The organism is Streptomyces sp. NPDC017940 (assembly GCF_044328435.1).
Taxonomy (GTDB): Bacteria; Actinomycetota; Actinomycetes; order Streptomycetales; family Streptomycetaceae; genus Streptomyces.
Genome location: NZ_JBIRHJ010000001.1, coordinates 1,126,405 through 1,141,267 on the forward strand (window position 1 = coordinate 1,126,405; position 14,863 = coordinate 1,141,267).

General features: G+C 73.1%; 16 protein-coding genes. 12 read left to right on the plus strand and 4 right to left on the minus strand.

Annotated elements, in window-relative coordinates; genetic code table 11:
• Positions 1 to 281: 281 nt before the first annotated feature.
• From ACH4DX_RS04735 to ACH4DX_RS04750, 4 genes are all read left to right on the plus strand, one after another.
• Positions 282 to 1,505 (plus strand): NYN domain-containing protein, encoded by a 1,224-nt coding sequence (locus tag ACH4DX_RS04735; RefSeq protein ID WP_398153977.1) that lies wholly within the window; start codon positions 282 to 284, stop codon positions 1,503 to 1,505.
• A gap of 60 nt (positions 1,506 to 1,565) precedes the next feature.
• Positions 1,566 to 2,603 (plus strand): ABC transporter ATP-binding protein, encoded by a 1,038-nt coding sequence (locus tag ACH4DX_RS04740; protein WP_398153978.1) that lies wholly within the window; start codon positions 1,566 to 1,568, stop codon positions 2,601 to 2,603.
• A gap of 319 nt (positions 2,604 to 2,922) precedes the next feature.
• Entirely contained in the window at positions 2,923 to 3,747 is an 825-nt protein-coding gene (locus ACH4DX_RS04745) for an ABC transporter permease (protein ID WP_398153979.1), read from the plus strand.
• 55 nt (positions 3,748 to 3,802) lie between these two features.
• Positions 3,803 to 4,486 (plus strand): DUF2567 domain-containing protein, encoded by a 684-nt coding sequence (locus ACH4DX_RS04750; protein ID WP_398153980.1) that lies wholly within the window; start codon positions 3,803 to 3,805, stop codon positions 4,484 to 4,486.
• Positions 4,487 to 4,715: 229 nt separating this feature from the next.
• Here ACH4DX_RS04750 and ybaK read toward each other — a convergent pair whose 3' ends face one another.
• The 4 genes from ybaK to ACH4DX_RS04770 all read right to left on the minus strand — a co-directional run bounded on the left by ybaK (position 4,716) and on the right by ACH4DX_RS04770 (position 8,838).
• A complete protein-coding gene (gene ybaK / locus ACH4DX_RS04755; protein WP_398117795.1) occupies positions 4,716 to 5,216 on the minus strand; it encodes a Cys-tRNA(Pro) deacylase in 501 nt (166 codons plus the stop codon).
• Between the two features lie 28 nt (positions 5,217 to 5,244).
• Positions 5,245 to 5,985 (minus strand): LON peptidase substrate-binding domain-containing protein, encoded by a 741-nt coding sequence (locus ACH4DX_RS04760; RefSeq protein ID WP_398117797.1) that lies wholly within the window; start codon positions 5,983 to 5,985, stop codon positions 5,245 to 5,247.
• Positions 5,986 to 5,996: 11 nt separating this feature from the next.
• Positions 5,997 to 7,013, minus strand: coding sequence for a hypothetical protein (locus ACH4DX_RS04765; RefSeq protein WP_398117799.1), 1,017 nt, complete (start codon positions 7,011 to 7,013; stop codon positions 5,997 to 5,999).
• 304 nt (positions 7,014 to 7,317) lie between these two features.
• Positions 7,318 to 8,838, minus strand: coding sequence for an oxidoreductase (locus ACH4DX_RS04770; RefSeq protein ID WP_398118097.1), 1,521 nt, complete (start codon positions 8,836 to 8,838; stop codon positions 7,318 to 7,320).
• A 256-nt stretch (positions 8,839 to 9,094) separates the two neighbouring features.
• Between ACH4DX_RS04770 and hisD the strand changes: the two genes are divergently transcribed.
• The 8 genes from hisD to hisF are packed head-to-tail and all read left to right on the plus strand — an operon-like array spanning position 9,095 to position 14,839.
• Positions 9,095 to 10,426 (plus strand): histidinol dehydrogenase, encoded by a 1,332-nt coding sequence (gene hisD / locus ACH4DX_RS04775; RefSeq protein WP_398117801.1) that lies wholly within the window; start codon positions 9,095 to 9,097, stop codon positions 10,424 to 10,426.
• 23 nt (positions 10,427 to 10,449) lie between these two features.
• Positions 10,450 to 11,568 carry a histidinol-phosphate transaminase gene (locus ACH4DX_RS04780; RefSeq protein ID WP_398154180.1) on the plus strand — a complete coding sequence of 373 codons (1,119 nt, stop codon included), beginning with the start codon at positions 10,450 to 10,452 and terminating at the stop codon, positions 11,566 to 11,568.
• Positions 11,565 to 12,158, plus strand: a complete 594-nt coding sequence (gene hisB, locus ACH4DX_RS04785) for an imidazoleglycerol-phosphate dehydratase HisB (protein ID WP_398153981.1) — start codon at positions 11,565 to 11,567, stop codon at positions 12,156 to 12,158. Before ACH4DX_RS04780 ends, hisB begins: the two co-directional genes overlap by 4 nt.
• 3 nt (positions 12,159 to 12,161) lie before the next feature.
• Positions 12,162 to 12,326 carry a hypothetical protein gene (locus ACH4DX_RS04790; RefSeq protein ID WP_030564456.1) on the plus strand — a complete coding sequence of 55 codons (165 nt, stop codon included), beginning with the start codon at positions 12,162 to 12,164 and terminating at the stop codon, positions 12,324 to 12,326.
• Positions 12,317 to 12,973: an imidazole glycerol phosphate synthase subunit HisH gene (gene hisH / locus ACH4DX_RS04795; RefSeq protein WP_398153982.1), complete on the plus strand. Its 657-nt coding sequence runs from the start codon at positions 12,317 to 12,319 to the stop codon at positions 12,971 to 12,973. The genes ACH4DX_RS04790 and hisH overlap by 10 nt, the downstream gene beginning before the upstream one ends.
• Positions 12,970 to 13,695, plus strand: a complete 726-nt coding sequence (priA, locus tag ACH4DX_RS04800; protein ID WP_398153983.1) for a bifunctional 1-(5-phosphoribosyl)-5-((5-phosphoribosylamino)methylideneamino)imidazole-4-carboxamide isomerase/phosphoribosylanthranilate isomerase PriA — start codon at positions 12,970 to 12,972, stop codon at positions 13,693 to 13,695. The genes hisH and priA overlap by 4 nt, the downstream gene beginning before the upstream one ends.
• Positions 13,692 to 14,087, plus strand: a complete 396-nt coding sequence (locus ACH4DX_RS04805) for a Rid family hydrolase (protein ID WP_398117809.1) — start codon at positions 13,692 to 13,694, stop codon at positions 14,085 to 14,087. Before priA ends, ACH4DX_RS04805 begins: the two co-directional genes overlap by 4 nt.
• Positions 14,084 to 14,839 (plus strand): imidazole glycerol phosphate synthase subunit HisF, encoded by a 756-nt coding sequence (gene hisF, locus ACH4DX_RS04810; RefSeq protein ID WP_398153984.1) that lies wholly within the window; start codon positions 14,084 to 14,086, stop codon positions 14,837 to 14,839. Before ACH4DX_RS04805 ends, hisF begins: the two co-directional genes overlap by 4 nt.
• The last annotated feature ends 24 nt before the right edge of the window (positions 14,840 to 14,863 follow it).

Genomic DNA, 14,863 nt, shown 5'->3' on the forward strand with positions numbered 1-14,863 from the left:
CGGGGGCCATGACGCGATCAGACTCACATAACTATTCGAATGGTGCATTTCGGATAATTACCGTGCGTCATCAGGCCTGTCGGCGGGTACGGAGCGGATACGCCACGCCGAAGATCGAGTTCGGGCCGTTAACCTCCCCGAGGTCGGGCAGACTCGAAGGAAACCCGAAGTAACCTCCAGGATCCGCCGGATCTCCCGATCCTTTGAATCTCCAGGTCCCCGGCCGGGATCTGTGGGACCTTCGGGCACCTTCAGGAATCCAGGGAAAGAGGGTGGACCGCGTGGACCGCTGCATCGTCCTGGTGGACGCCGGGTATCTGCTGGGAGCGGCCGCGAGCCTCCTCGCGGGAGAGCCGTCCCGGTCCAGGATCACCGTCGACCACTCCGCCCTCATCCAGGGCCTGCGCGAGCGCGCCGAGTCCGACACCGAGCGCCCCCTGCTGCGGATCTACTGGTTCGACGGCGCCCCCGACCGCGTACCCCAGCCGGAGCACCGCAGGCTGCGCGTGATGCCCCGGGTCACCGTGCGCCTGGGCGCGCTGACCCGCAGCGACGGGCGCTGGGCGCAGAAGGGCGTGGACGCCGCCATGCACGCCGAGCTGACGGAGCTGGCCCGCAACCGCGCTTGTTCCGACGTCGTCCTGGTCACCGGCGACGGCGATCTGCTGCCCGGCATGATGGCCGCCAAGGAGCACGGCGTCGCCGTCCACCTCTGGGCCGTGCAGGCCGCCGACGGCGACTACAACCAGTCCGAGGACCTGGTCGCCGAGGCCGACGAGCGCCGTGTCCTCGACCGCGCCTGGATCACCAAGGCCGTCCGGGCCAAGGAGCTGACCGGCGTCTGCCCCCCGGCGCCCGCCCCCCGCCCGGAGATCGCCGCGATCCTCTCCGCGCCGCTGCCCGAGTCCGCGCTCGCCACCGGCGCCGACCGCGCCCGCCCGCCCGCGCCCCCGCACCACCCGGCCACCGCGACCCCCGGCGAGCGGAACGGGGAGCGCGTCCCCGCCACCAAGGGCGTCCCCACCCCCAAGGACCTCGCCGCCCTGCGCGGCCCCGGCGCCCCGCCCGCCAAGGAACCGGCGAACGCCACGCTGCGCTGGTCCTCCGACAAGGGCTGGGTGGACCGCCCCGGCACGCCCGCCGAGCCCCCCGAGGCCGCGGCGCTGCCGACCCTCGCCCAGCTCACCACCGCCGAGCAGCGCTGGGCCGACCGGGAGGAGGACATCACCACCGTCGGCGGCGACCCCTTCGAGGTCGGCCAGGTCTTCGCCCGCCGCTGGATGGGGCGCCTGCCCGAGCAGCACAACGTACAGAAGCTCGCCACGATGTACCCGCGTATCCCGCACCGCGTCGACGGCGAACTGCTCAGATACGCGGCGCGCTTCGGCCTGCTCGCCCACAAGGACGACCAGATCGACGAGCACGACCGGTACGCGATCCGGGCGGGCTTCTGGCGCGAGATCGACGTGCGGACCGCCGCCGAGCACGGCCCGATGGGGGAGTGAGGGACGCGACCGCGGCCCCGGGCGCCATACCGGACATCGGACCCCGTAGTCTCGTCCTTCGTGAGTACGCGCGCGGCACAGGCGGTCCGACAAGGGCTCCGGCAGGCATACGGCAGCGATGCCGTCTGCGTGGTGCGCGACCTCGTCAAGGTCTATCCCGCGGCCCGCGGCCGCCGCGGCAGGCCCGCGACGCCCGAGGTGCGGGCCAGCGACGGCCTCGGCATCGAGGTCGGCCGCGGGGAGATCTTCGGCCTCCTCGGACCCAACGGCGCCGGCAAGTCCACCCTCGTACGCCAGCTCACCGGCCTGATGCGGCCCGACAGCGGCAGCGTGCACGTGCTCGGCCACGACATCGTGCGCCACCCCGAGCGGGCCGCCCGGCTGCTGGCCTATCTGGGGCAGGAGTCCACCGCCCTGGACGAGCTGACCGTCTCCCTCGCCGTCGAGACGACCGCGCGCCTGCGCGGCCTCGACGCCGCCCGGGCGCGGGCCGAGCGCGACGACGTGCTGGCGGAACTGGGCCTCACCGACCTGGCGGGCCGCCCCCTGAAGAAGCTCTCCGGCGGGCAGCGCAGGCTGGCCTGCTTCGCCACCGCCCTGGTGGGGGAGCGGCAGCTGCTCGTGCTCGACGAGCCGACCACCGGCATGGACCCGGTGGCGCGGCGGGCCGTGTGGGGCGCGGTCGACCGGCGGCGGGCCGAGCGAGGCACGACGGTCCTGCTCGTCACCCACAACGTCATCGAGGCCGAGACCGTGCTCGACCGGGTCGCCGTGCTCGACCACGGCCGCGTCATCGCCTGCGACACCCCCGGCGGGCTCAAGGAACAGGTCGCAGGGGAGGTCAGGGTCGAACTCGTGTGGCGCGAGCGGGCGCCCGTCGACGTGCCGGAGGTCGCCGCGCTGCGGTCGTCGGCGGTCGAGTCCGGGCGCAAGTGGACGCTGCGGCTCGCCCCGGAGGAGGCCCGGGCGGCCGTCGCCGCGGTCACCGGCGGGGGCGCCTTCGCCGCGTTGGACGATTTCACTCTGGCCACTCCCAGCCTGGAGGATGTGTATCTCGCCCTCGGCGGGCGGGGTGGGGATGGGCTGGTGAAGGTGTGACTGCTCCTGTTCGCGGTGGGGATTCCTGTCCCGCCGCTGCGCGGCGGATGTCTCCCACCCGCCCACCCGTGACCCCGAACAGGAAGGACGGGGCACGGAGCCGTGCGGGCGTCGGCCGTGGGCGTGAGCGTCACATCGGCCGCGTGCGTCACGGTGGCCACGCGCGTCACGTCGGCCGTGAGCGGTACGGCAGCCGCGAGCGTCACGTCGGCCGTGAGCGGTACGGCAGCCGTGGGCGTCATGTCGGCCGTGTGCGGCACGGTGGGCGTGGGTGTCAGCTCGGCTGTAAGCGTCAGGACGTCGGCAGGAAGGTTGTTCGTTGAGTGCCGTTCCGCTGGAAGCCGTCGTGCGCGCCGAGGAAGGTGCCGTGCAGGTGCCCTCGGACGCCGCGGCGCCGCTCGGGGCGCGGGCGCGGCTCATGCCGGCCCTGGCCGCGGTCTACCGGGCGCAGCTGTCGCGTGCCCGGGTGGCGCGGATCCCGCTGCTCTTCGTCGCCACGTTCCAGTCCGTCGGAATCATGGTCCTCATGCGGGGCGTGGTGGACGGCGGCGGCGAGGCGCACGCCGTCGTGGCCGGGTCCTCCGTCCTCGTCGTCGCGTTCGTCGCGCTCAACCTGCTCGCCCAGTACTTCGGCCAGCTCCGCGGCGACGGCGGCCTCGACCACTACGCCACCCTGCCCGTGCCGCCCGCCGCCGTCGTCCTCGGCGCCGCCGCCGCGTACGCCTCCTTCACGGTGCCCGGCACCGTCGTCACGGCCGTCGTCGGCTGCGGCCTCTTCGGCCTGCCGCTGACGCACCTGTGGGTGCTCGCCGCGGTGATCCCGCTGTCCGGCGCCGCGCTCGCCGGGCTCGGGGCGGCGCTCGGCCTGCTCGCGCCGCGGCCCGAGCTGGCCACCCTGCTCGGCCAGATGGGCATGTCCGCGGCCCTGCTGCTCGGTGTGCTCCCGGCCGAGCGGATGCCCGGGCTGTTGCAGTACGCGCGCGACCTGCTGCCGTCGACGTACGGCGTGGAGGCCCTGGCCCGCACCTTCGGCGCCGACCCGGACTGGGGTGCCGTGGTGCTCGACCTGGCGGTGTGCGCGGGTGTCGGCGTCGCCTCGCTCGCCGTCGCCACCTGGGCCTACCGGCGGGCCGCCGTCCGCTGACCCGGATCCGCCGTCCGGTGGCGCTATTCCCCGGCGGAGCTGGCACCATGTGTGCGTGACCGCACCGCTTACCCCCTCCCAGCCGCCGCACGACAAGCCGGACAACGCCTCCGAAGAGCCCGCCGACCCCTGGCGGGAGCCCGCGCGGGCCGCCGGGCCGGTCCCCGAGCAGGCGCACGAGGAGGACGGCCCCGGCATGCGGGCCGAGGTGCGGGACGCCGTGGTGATCGCGGTCGCGGTGGCCGCGTCCGGCGTGCTGCTCGGGCTGCTGTGGCTGTGGCTCGCGCCGCGCGTGCCGCTGATCGCCGACGACAAGGCGGTCTTCCTCAAGGACACCGAGGGCGAGCAGGCCGTCGGCGTCGACGGGACGTTCACTCTCCTCGGGCTCGCGTTCGGGTTCGTCAGCGCGCTCGTGGTGTTCCTGGTGCGCAGGCGCGGCGGCATCCCGCTCGTCGTCGGTCTCGCGGCGGGCTCGCTCCTCGGCGCCGTGCTCGCCTGGAAGGTGGGCGTGTGGGTCGGCCCCGATACGGACGTGGTGGCGCACGCCAAGTCCGTGGGGCAGGGCGTCGTCTTCGACGCGCCCATGGAGCTGAAGGCCAAGGGCGTGCTGCTCGCCTGGCCGGTCGCCGCCATGGTCGTCCAGCTGGCCCTGACGGGCTTCTTCGGGCCGAGGGACCCCGACCCCGCCGCGGCGTACGACGACGGCTACCGCGACCCGTACGGGGCACCGGAGCGGTAGCCGCCACCGATTTCTGGGCCCTCAGGGGACCCGGGGCCGTCAGAGGTCCTGGAGCCACCAGGGAACCCCGGGGCCACCAGGGAACCCCGGGCGTCAAAGGACCCGGGGGCTGTCTCAGGCCGGGCGTCTGCCGTGGTTGGCCTTGCCCTTCTTGATCCGCCACTTCCGCTTGCGTGTTTTCTTCGACATGGGAGTGGTCCTAGTCGAGGACCGGGGCCCCGTCGAGGGTTCATTCACGCCCGATCGGGGCGAGCACCGCGCCGGTGAGCGCCGTCAGGTCGGCGGGGGCGAGCTCCACCTCCAGGCCGCGGCGGCCCGCCGAGACACAGATCGTTCGGTGGCCGCCGGCCGAGTCGTCGAGGACCGTGCGGAGCTGTCTGCGCTGGCCGAGGGGCGAGATGCCGCCGCGGACGTAGCCAGTGGCGCGCTCGGCCGCGGCCGGGTCCGCCATCGTCGCCCGCTTGCCGCCCACCGCGGTGGCGAGGGCCTTCAGGTTCAGCGTCCCTGCCACCGGCACGACCGCCACGGTCAGCTCTCCGTCGACGTCGGCGACGAGCGTCTTGAAGACCCGGTCGGGCGGGACACCCATCGCCTCCGCGGCCTCCTGGCCGTAGCTGGGGTGGGCGGGGTCGTGTTCGTAGGAGTGCACGGTGAAGGGCGTGCCCGCCCGGGTCAGGGCGACCGTCGCGGGAGTGCCGCCCGCCTGCGTCTTCTTCTGCTTCTTCGCCACGCTGCTCGTCGCTTCCCGGCTTCGTAGGTCAGTTGAGGCTGGTCGTGCCCCGCGTCAGCTCCGTCGCGGGCAACGACGGCAGATTACGGATGATCGCGGTCTCGGCGCGAAGGAGTTTCAGCTCGTCGCGCAGCCGGGAAGCGGTGTCGGTGGCTTCGAGCAGCCGCTGCTTGGTGGGGGTGTCGAGCACGGCGGCGGCCGCGACCAGGTACGACACCACCGAAGGGTCGTCGGGCAGCTCGGTGCCCGACGCCAACGAGCGCTCCCGGGCGCCCGCGAGCCGCTTCTGGTACGAGCGGAAGGCCCGCAGCACGCCCTCGGCGAGCGCGCCCGCCTCCTCGCCCGGCTTCTCCTCCAGCGGTTCCAGCTCGGCGGTCAGGAACGGCCCCGACGCGTCCACCGAGCGCAGCCGCACCCGGGTGGTGCCGGTGGCCAGGACCTCGAAGCCGCCGTCCTCGCGCTCGCGGATGGTCGCCGCGTCCGCGACGCAGCCCACCTCATGGAAGGCGCGCAGCGGGTCGTCGCCGAAGCCGGCCGCGGGGCCCTGCGCGGGCTGCGCGGTCTGGTCGGGGAGCCCGGGCGCGCTCGGCGCGACCTCCCTGCCGTCCCTGATCGCCACGACGGCGAACTGCCGCTGCTCCTCGTCGGGAACCTTCAGGAGTTCGCGCATCATGGCGCGATAGCGCTCCTCGAAGATGTTCAGGGGCAGCACGAGCCCCGGGAACAACACCGAGTCGAGCGGGAAGAGCGGAAGCCGGACGGTCGTCACGATCCGAAAGCCTAACGGCCGTCGGCACCCGCACCGTCCGCCCGCCCGGCCCGTGCCCGCAGCGGTGTCCGCGACGCCACCTCTATCCGCACCCCGTCCCGCAGCTCGAGGAACTGCCCGAGCGGGTCGTCGGAGAGCCGGTCCCAGGGGAACGACGTCGCGTACGGGCCGATGAGGCGGAGCTGGTCGAGGGCGTCGTGCCAGCGTTCGAGGCGGACCAGGACGTGGGTGAGGAGGTTGCGGACCTCGGCGGGCCAGGGGTCGCCCGCCGCGTACTCGCCGGACAGGGCGATTGCCAGGTCGGCGGCCTTGTCCAGGCGTTCGCGGGGCAGGTTCCCGGCGGCGCTGGTCAGATAGGCGAACGCCGCGCGCACCGGCAGCGCCTGTATCAGCGAGCCGGGCAGCGCGTCCGCCGCCGCCCGCTCCGCGAAGGCGAAGCACTCGGTGTGCGAGCCGTACCAGTGCGCCGACAGATACATCAGGGCCGAGGCGTGACAGCCGTAGTGGTACGAGGAGCGGCGCACCGCCTGCGCCCACAGCTCCTCGAACTCCGAGTGCGAGGCGTGCGTGCCGCGGGCGTGGTCGAGCGCGATGCGCCACGGCACGGGGTCGCGCGGGTCGGCGTCGGCGGCCGCAGTGAGCAGCGGGCTCACCTCGCGCAGGAGTTCCGCGCGTGCGGGCGACTCCCAGCCGCGGACCACCGCGAGTTCGGCCTTGAGCAGGAGGGCGTCCGGGTCGTGCGGGGCGGCGGACAGCCAGTCGTCGAACCACTCGGCGCGGGAGCGGGCGAAGGCGGCGAGGCGGGTCGCGTACCGGTCGCGGTTCTCCCACTCGGCGGCCTCGCGGGTGGTGGCGAGGAGCTTGGCGGCCGGTCCGTACTCACCGCGGCCCGCGGCGACCAGGGCCGGGGCGAGGCGGTCGTCCGGCACGTCGAGCAGCACCTCGTCGTCCGGGGGGAGGCCTGCGGCCAGGCGTGGGGTGTGGCGGACCATGCGGGCGGTGCGGATCAGGGCGCGCAGGAGTGGCATCCGTCTGTCCCCCTTTGCGCCCGGGTCTTGGTTGTCGCCCGTTCGTGGTCCGGGAACGGGGCGGAATGCTGGTCGCGTGTGTTGACGGGTGGAGGGGGGTGATGGTTGTCCTGCGCTCGGTAACGGTTCGGCCGCGGCGACTATGGGGCTGCGCCCCTTTCCCCCTGTCGGCCTTCGGCCTCGTCCTCAAGCGCCGGACGGGCTGAGATACGTCGGCCTTCGGCCTTGTCCTCAAACGCCGGACGGGCTGAGACGCGCCGGACAGGCTAGAAAGCGCCGGGCGGGCCCGGAGGCTTCGGGGCGGTCACGATCTCCGCAGGAGTCGTGTCGCGCCCGCCGCCACCGTCGTCGCCAGGACCCAGCCGCTGAGGATCAGTGTCGCCGACAGCCACTGCCAGCCGCCGCCGAGCTGCCAGTAGGTGTCGTGGCCCAGGTCGATGACGGGGAGCAGCAGGTCGAGGGCGAAGAGGGCGGGGTTCCAGTCGGGGTGTTCGCCGGGCTTGAGCGGGGGGTGGTCCGCGCGGGAGAAGGCGATGGCGCTGGCCGCCCACAGCAGTGTCATCCACAGCGCGGCCCGCCCCGGGCGGTAGCCGTAGGCGACCGTCCAGTCCTGCACGTACCCCCACAGCTTGGCCGCGGGTGGCAGCGTCTCGCGGCGGCGGCGCTGCTTGGCGAGCAGCACCTCGCGGGCATCGGCGTCCTCACCGCCGTTGCGCAGGACGGTGGCGAGCCTCTCGTACGGCTCGGGGTTGTACTCGGCCGTGGCCGCCGTCACCCATTGCAGGCGCCGCGACAGCGGGAAGCTGCCCTGCGGGATCAGGTTCTCGTAGGTGAACCCGCCCATCTGGAGCGCGCCGGGCCCCGGCCAGCTCGACGCCCGGTCCAGGAGGTTCACCACCCGTGCGCCGGAGAGCACGATCTTCCCGCGCCGGGGCGCCTCGGAGAGGAAGCGCAGCTCGGGCGTCTGGACGCGGCGCAGCGACACCTCCTGGTCGCTCTGGAGGATGAACCGGGCCTGCCCGAAGTCCACCGCGTCGCCGAAGCGCCCGTCGTCGAGCCGGACCCCGCCCTCGCACTCGAAGCGCTGCACCCGGGTCCCGCGCGCGGGCGTCGTGCCACTGGTCTGCGGCGGATTGCCGACGCCCGCAGGGGTCAGGTAGAGGGTGCGCTCGACGGTCAGCTGGGGCGCGTTCAGGGCGCGGCGGCCGTAGGGGTTGGCGAGGCGGCTGCCGCGCAGGCTCAGGCTGACACCGACCTTGGCGCCGCGCAGGCTCAGCTCGCCGTGCGACTCCAGCATCTCGGCCTGGAGGTCCTGGCCGACCGTCATGCCGTCGCCCATGATCGAGCGTGCGCGCCGGTCGCGGTAGACGACGGCCTGGTTGAGCAGCAGGTCCGTGCCGATGTGGGCGTCCGTGAGCCGCATGCCGTTGTGGATGCGGCTGCGCGGCAGGTGCAGATCGCCCTCGGTGTGCAGGCGGGCCGCCTCCAGGCGCGGGATGGAGCAGTCGACCATCCGCAGGGTGGTGAAGCGCGCCTCGGGCAGCAGCACCTCCTTCTCGAAGCGGCAGCCCTTCAGCTCCGTGTACGGCACGACCGTGCCGCCCGCCAGGTCGAGCACGTCCGTGATCTGCACCCCGGCCAGTTTCAGCGCCGACACCCGCCCGGAGAGCGCGGGTGGCCCGTCCAGCAGCAGCCAGCACACGATGCGCGCCCGCACGCTCCGCTCGGGGCCCCAGGGGTGGCCGCCGTGCGGGTCGTCCACGGCGGTGTCCCCGGACCTGAGGTCGTACACGCTGCCGTTGCGGAACGACTGCCACATGCCCATCTCCGCGGCGGTCAGCCCGTCCGGCGGGTCCCCGATGCCGGTGTCGTCGACCACTGCTGATGCCCTCCCGTGAACCGCCCGCGGTGTGCATATGTGACGTACACCTGTTCATGCCCGCTCTGTGACCGCCTGAACGCGGTTGGTGAACGTGGTCTTCCGGCGACGCGCCGGCCGGTGCGCGCCAGGACCGCGCGGCACGTATCAGCCATTGATACGGGCGACCGGCCGCCTCCGGCGGTCTGCGAGAATTGGCCATGTGATCTCTCGAATCGATCTGCGCGGCGACGCCCTCACGGAGTTTCCGTCGGGGTCCGCTCTGCGCGCCCTGCTGCCCCGTGCCGACTTCGACGTCGCCGCTGCCCTGGACAAGGTGCGGCCGATCTGCGAGGACGTGCATCATCGTGGCGACGCGGCACTGATCGAGTACGCGGAGAAGTTCGACGGTGTGCGCCTGGAGCGGGTCCGGGTGCCCGCCGACGCCCTCGCCGACGCCCTCGACCGGCTCGCCCCCGACGTCCGCGCGGCCCTGGAGGAGTCCATCCGCCGCGCCCGCGCCGTCCACCGCGCCCAGCGCCGCGCCCCGCACACCACCCAGGTCGTCCCCGGCGGCTCGGTCACCGAGAAGTGGGTGCCGGTCGAGCGCGTCGGTCTGTACGCGCCGGGCGGCCGCTCCGTCTACCCGTCCTCCGTGATCATGAACGCGGTGCCCGCGCAGGAGGCCGGTGTCGCCTCCATGGCGCTCGCGTCGCCGCCGCAGGCGGACTTCGGGGGCCTGCCGCACCCGACGATCCTCGCGGCCTGCGCGCTGCTCGGCATCGACGAGGTGTACGCCGTCGGCGGCGCCCAGGCCGTCGCGATGTTCGCGTACGGCACGGCCGAGTGCGCCCCCGCCAACATGGTCACGGGGCCCGGCAACATCTGGGTCGCCGCGGCCAAGCGGTACTTCACGGGCCTCATCGGCATCGACACCGAGGCCGGGCCCACCGAGATCGCGGTCCTCGCCGACGACACCGCCGACCCGGTGCACGTCGCGTCCGACCTGATCAGCCAGGCCGAGCACGACCCGCTTGCCGCCGCCGTCCTGGTCACGGACTCCGCCGACCTCGCCGACGCCGTCGCCGAGGAACTCGAGCCGCAGGTCGCCGCCAGCAAGCACGTCGAGGACCGGATCGCCCCCGCCCTCGCGGGCAGGCAGTCCGCGATCGTGCTCGTCGACGGCCTGGAGGAGGGCCTGCGCGTCGTCGACGCGTACGGCGCCGAGCACCTGGAGATCCAGACCCGGGACGCCGCCGCGGTCGCCGACCGGGTCAAGAACGCGGGCGCGGTCTTCGTGGGCCCCTGGGCCCCGGTGTCGCTCGGCGACTACTGCGCGGGCTCCAACCACGTGCTGCCCACGGGCGGCTGCGCCTGCCACTCCTCGGGCCTGTCCGTCCAGTCCTTCCTGCGCGGCATCCACATCGTGGACTACACCCGCGAGGCACTCGCCGACGTCGCGCACCACGTGGTGACACTGGCCGAGGCCGAGGACCTGCCCGCGCACGGCGCGGCGATCAAGGCGAGGTTCGGATGGAAGGTGCCGGGCCAGTGAGCGACACCGAACCGGTGCGGGACATCGCGGCGGGCGCCCTCGGGATCGACGACCTGCCCGTGCGCGACGAACTGCGCGGCAAGTCCCCCTACGGCGCGCCCCAGCTCGACGTACCCGTACGCCTGAACACCAACGAGAACCCCTACCCGCTGCCCGGGCCCCTCGTCGAGCGGATCGCCGAGCGGGTGCGCGCGGCCGCCAGGGACCTGAACCGCTACCCCGACCGGGACGCGGTGGAGCTGCGTACGCGGCTCGCCGAGTACCTGACACGGACCGGCGGCCACGAGGTCACGCTCGCCAACGTATGGGCGGCCAACGGCTCCAACGAGGTCATCCAGCAGCTCCTCCAGACCTTCGGCGGCCCGGGCCGCACGGCCATCGGCTTCGAACCCTCGTACTCGATGCACGGCCTGATCGCGCGCGGCACCGGCACCGGCTGGCTCTCCGGGCCGCGCCACGACGACTTCACGATCGACGTCCCGGCCGCCGTCGCGGCGATCACCGAGCACCGGCCCGACGTCGTCTTCGTCACCACCCCCAACAACCCCACCGGCAACGCCGTCCCGCGCGAGGCCGTCCTCGCCCTGTACGACGCCGCGCAGGCGGCGGGCCCGGCCATGGTGGTCGTCGACGAGGCGTACGTGGAGTTCAGCCACGGCGACTCGCTGCTCCCGCTGCTCGCGGGGCGGCCGCACCTGGTCGTCTCGCGCACCATGTCCAAGGCGTTCGGCGCCGCGGGCCTGCGCCTCGGCTATCTCGCCGCGCACCCGGCGGTCGTCGACGCCGTGCAGTTGGTGCGCCTGCCCTACCACCTGTCGGCCGTCACCCAGGCCACCGCGCTCGCCGCCCTGGAGCACACGGACACGCTCCTCGGCTACGTGGACCGGCTGAAGGCCGAGCGCGACCGCCTGGTGGGCGAGCTGCGGGCGGCGGGCTACGAGGTGACGGACTCGGACGCCAACTTCGTGCAGTTCGGGCGGTTCGCCGACGCCCACGAGACCTGGCGGAGGATCCTCGACCGGGGCGTCCTGGTCCGGGACAACGGAGTGCCGGGGTGGCTGCGCGTCACCGCCGGGACCCCCGCCGAAAACGACGCGTTCCTCGATGCGGTACGCGCACTGAAGAAGGAGCAGGACGCATGAGCCGCGTAGGCAGGGTCGAGCGGACCACCAAGGAGACATCGGTCGTCGTCGAGATCGACCTCGACGGCACCGGCAAGGTCGATGTGGCGACCGGAGTCGGCTTCTACGACCACATGCTGGACCAGCTCGGCCGCCACGGCCTGTTCGACCTCACGGTCAAGACCGACGGCGATCTGCACATCGACACGCACCACACGATCGAGGACACCGCCCTCGCCCTCGGCTCCGCCTTCAGGCAGGCGCTCGGCGACAAGGTCGGCATCTACCGCTTCGGCAACTGCGCGGTGCCGCTCGACGAGTCGCTCGCCCAGGTGACCGTCGACCTCTCCGGCCGCCCGTACCTGGTGCACACCGAGCCCGAGAACATGGCGCCCATGATCGGCGCCTACGACACGACGATGACCCGGCACATCTTCGAGTCCTTCGTGGCGCAGGCGCAGATCGCGCTGCACATCCACGTGCCCTACGGCCGCAACGCCCACCACATCGTGGAGTGCCAGTTCAAGGCCCTGGCCCGCGCGCTGCGGTACGCCAGTGAGCGCGACCCGCGCGCGGCCGGCATCCTCCCGTCCACGAAGGGTGCGCTGTAAGCCATGAACGGCATCTCCACCCTGCTGCTCTTCGTGGGACTCTTCCTGCTCGGCGGCGTCTACTCCTTCGCCAAGCAGAAGCAGTCCAAGAGCGTCATCACGCTGCTCTCCGTCGCCGCCGGCATGTGCCTGATCGCGGGCATCGTCCGTCTGGAGGTGTGGAATTGAGCACCTCCGGTTCGCCGAAGAAGGTCGTCGTCCTCGACTACGGCTTCGGCAACGTCCGCTCGGCCGAGCGCGCCCTGGCGCGCGCGGGCGCCGACGTGGAGATCACCCGTGACTTCGACGCGGCCATGAACGCCGACGGCCTCTTGGTGCCGGGCGTCGGTGCCTTCGCCGCCTGCATGCAGGGGCTGAAGGACGCGCGCGGCGACTGGATCATCGGCCGCCGCCTCTCCGGCGGGCGCCCCGTCCTTGGCATCTGCGTCGGCATGCAGATCCTCTTCGCGCGCGGCATCGAGCACGGCGTCGAGACCGAGGGCCTGGACGAGTGGCCCGGCGCCGTCGAGCCCCTGAAGGCCGACATCGTGCCCCACATGGGCTGGAACACGGTCGCCGCGCCCGCCGACTCCGAGCTGTTCAAGGGCCTCCGCCCGGACGAGCGCTACTACTTCGTGCACTCGTACGCGGTCCACGACTGGTCCCTGGAGACGGCGAACCCCGCGCTGCGCGCACCCAAGGTCACCTGGTCCACGCACGGCGAGCCCTTCGTGGCGGCCGTCGAGAACGGCGCCCTGTGGGCCACCCAGTTCCACCCCGAGAAGTCCGGCGACGCCGGCGCCCAGCTCCTCACCAACTGGATCGGAACCCTGTGAGCACCCTCGAACTCCTTCCCGCCGTCGACGTCCGCGACGGCCGGGCCGTACGCCTCGTGCACGGCGAGTCCGGCTCGGAGACCTCCTACGGCTCCCCGCTCGAGGCGGCCCTGGCCTGGCAGCGGTCGGGCGCCGAGTGGCTGCACCTGGTCGATCTGGACGCGGCGTTCGGGACCGGCGACAACCGCCCCCTGATCGCCGAGGTCACGGCCGCCATGGACATCAAGGTGGAACTCTCCGGCGGCATCCGCGACGACGACACCCTCGCCGCGGCCCTCGCCACCGGCTGCACCCGCGTCAACCTCGGCACCGCGGCCCTGGAGACCCCCGAGTGGGTCGCCAAGGTCATCGCCGAGTACGGCGACAGGATCGCGGTCGGCCTCGACGTGCGCGGCACCACGCTGCGCGGCCGCGGCTGGACCCGCGACGGCGGTGACCTGTACGAGACCCTGGAGCGCCTGAACGCCGAGGGCTGCGCGCGCTACGTGGTGACCGACATCGCCAAGGACGGCACCCTCCAGGGCCCGAACCTGGAGCTCCTGCGCACCGTGTGCGCGGCCACGGACCGCCCGGTCGTCGCCTCCGGCGGCGTCTCGTCCCTGGACGACCTGCGGGCCATCGCCGAGCTGGTGCCGCAGGGCGTGGAGGGCGCGATCGTGGGCAAGGCGCTGTACGCCGAGGCCTTCACCCTGGAAGCGGCCCTCGAGGCGGTGCGGTCATGAGCGGCGTACGGCGGGTGCAGAGCGGAAGCCCGTGGGAGGACGCCTTCGGGTTCGCGCGGGCGGTCGCGGCGGGCGACCGGGTCGTGGTCGGCGGCACCACGTCCTTCAAGGGCGACATCCTGTACGGCGAGGGCGACCCCTACGAGCAGGCGCGGGTGGCCATGGCCAACGCCCTCGCGGCGATCGCCGAGTTCGGACTCGGCCCGGAGTCCGTGACGGCCGTGCGTCTCCTCATCACCCATGCGCGGGACGTCGACGCGGTGGGCCGGGCGCACAAGGAGGTCTTCGACTCGGTGCGACCGGTGATGACCATGGCTGTCGTCTCCGGTTTCGTCGACTCGCGCATCCTGGTCGAGGTGGAGCTGGAAGCCTTCCGAGGAGACCCCGCATGACGCTGGCCGTCAGGGTCATCCCCTGCCTGGACGTGGACAACGGCCGGGTCGTCAAGGGCGTCAACTTCCAGAACCTGCGCGACGCGGGCGACCCCGTCGAGATGGCCAAGGTGTACGACGCCGAGGGCGCCGACGAGCTGACGTTCCTGGACATCACCGCCTCCTCCGGTGACCGCGAGACGACGTACGACGTGGTCCGCCGCACCGCCGAGCAGGTCTTCATCCCGCTCACCGTCGGCGGCGGCGTCCGCACGTCGCAGGACGTCGACAAGCTGCTGCGGGCCGGTGCGGACAAGGTGGGCGTGAACACCGCGGCCATCGCCCGCCCCGAGCTGATCCGGGAGATCGCGGAGCGGTTCGGGCGCCAGGTGCTCGTGCTCTCCGTGGACGCACGGCGCACGCCCTCCGGCTCCTTCGAGGTCACCACGCACGGCGGCCGCCAGTCGGCGGGCATCGACGCCGTCGAGTGGGCGCACCGCGCGGCCGAGCTCGGCGCCGGTGAGATCCTCCTGAACTCGATGGACGCCGACGGCACCAAGGACGGCTATGACATCGAGATGATCGAAGCCGTCCGCAAGCACGTCTCGGTCCCCGTCATCGCGTCGGGCGGCGCGGGCCGCCTCGCACACTTCCCACCGGCCGTCGCGGCGGGCGCGGACGCGGTGCTCGCGGCTTCCGTCTTCCACTTCGGCGACCTGCGCATCGGCGAGGTCAAGGAGACGCTGCGCGCCGCGGGGAGCCCCGTGCGCTAGGGCCCCGCCCCGGTACGCGGGCAC

Coding starts and splice junctions, on each gene's coding strand:
- ACH4DX_RS04765 (WP_398117799.1), bottom strand. CDS start 7,013: ATGCCACTCCTGCGCGCCCTGATCCGCACCGCCCGCATGGTCCGCCAC.
- ACH4DX_RS04770 (WP_398118097.1), bottom strand. CDS start 8,838: ATGGGCATGTGGCAGTCGTTCCGCAACGGCAGCGTGTACGACCTCAGG.
- hisB (WP_398153981.1), top strand. CDS start 11,565: ATGAGCCGCGTAGGCAGGGTCGAGCGGACCACCAAGGAGACATCGGTC.
- ACH4DX_RS04790 (WP_030564456.1), top strand. CDS start 12,162: ATGAACGGCATCTCCACCCTGCTGCTCTTCGTGGGACTCTTCCTGCTC.
- ACH4DX_RS04805 (WP_398117809.1), top strand. CDS start 13,692: ATGAGCGGCGTACGGCGGGTGCAGAGCGGAAGCCCGTGGGAGGACGCC.
- hisF (WP_398153984.1), top strand. CDS start 14,084: ATGACGCTGGCCGTCAGGGTCATCCCCTGCCTGGACGTGGACAACGGC.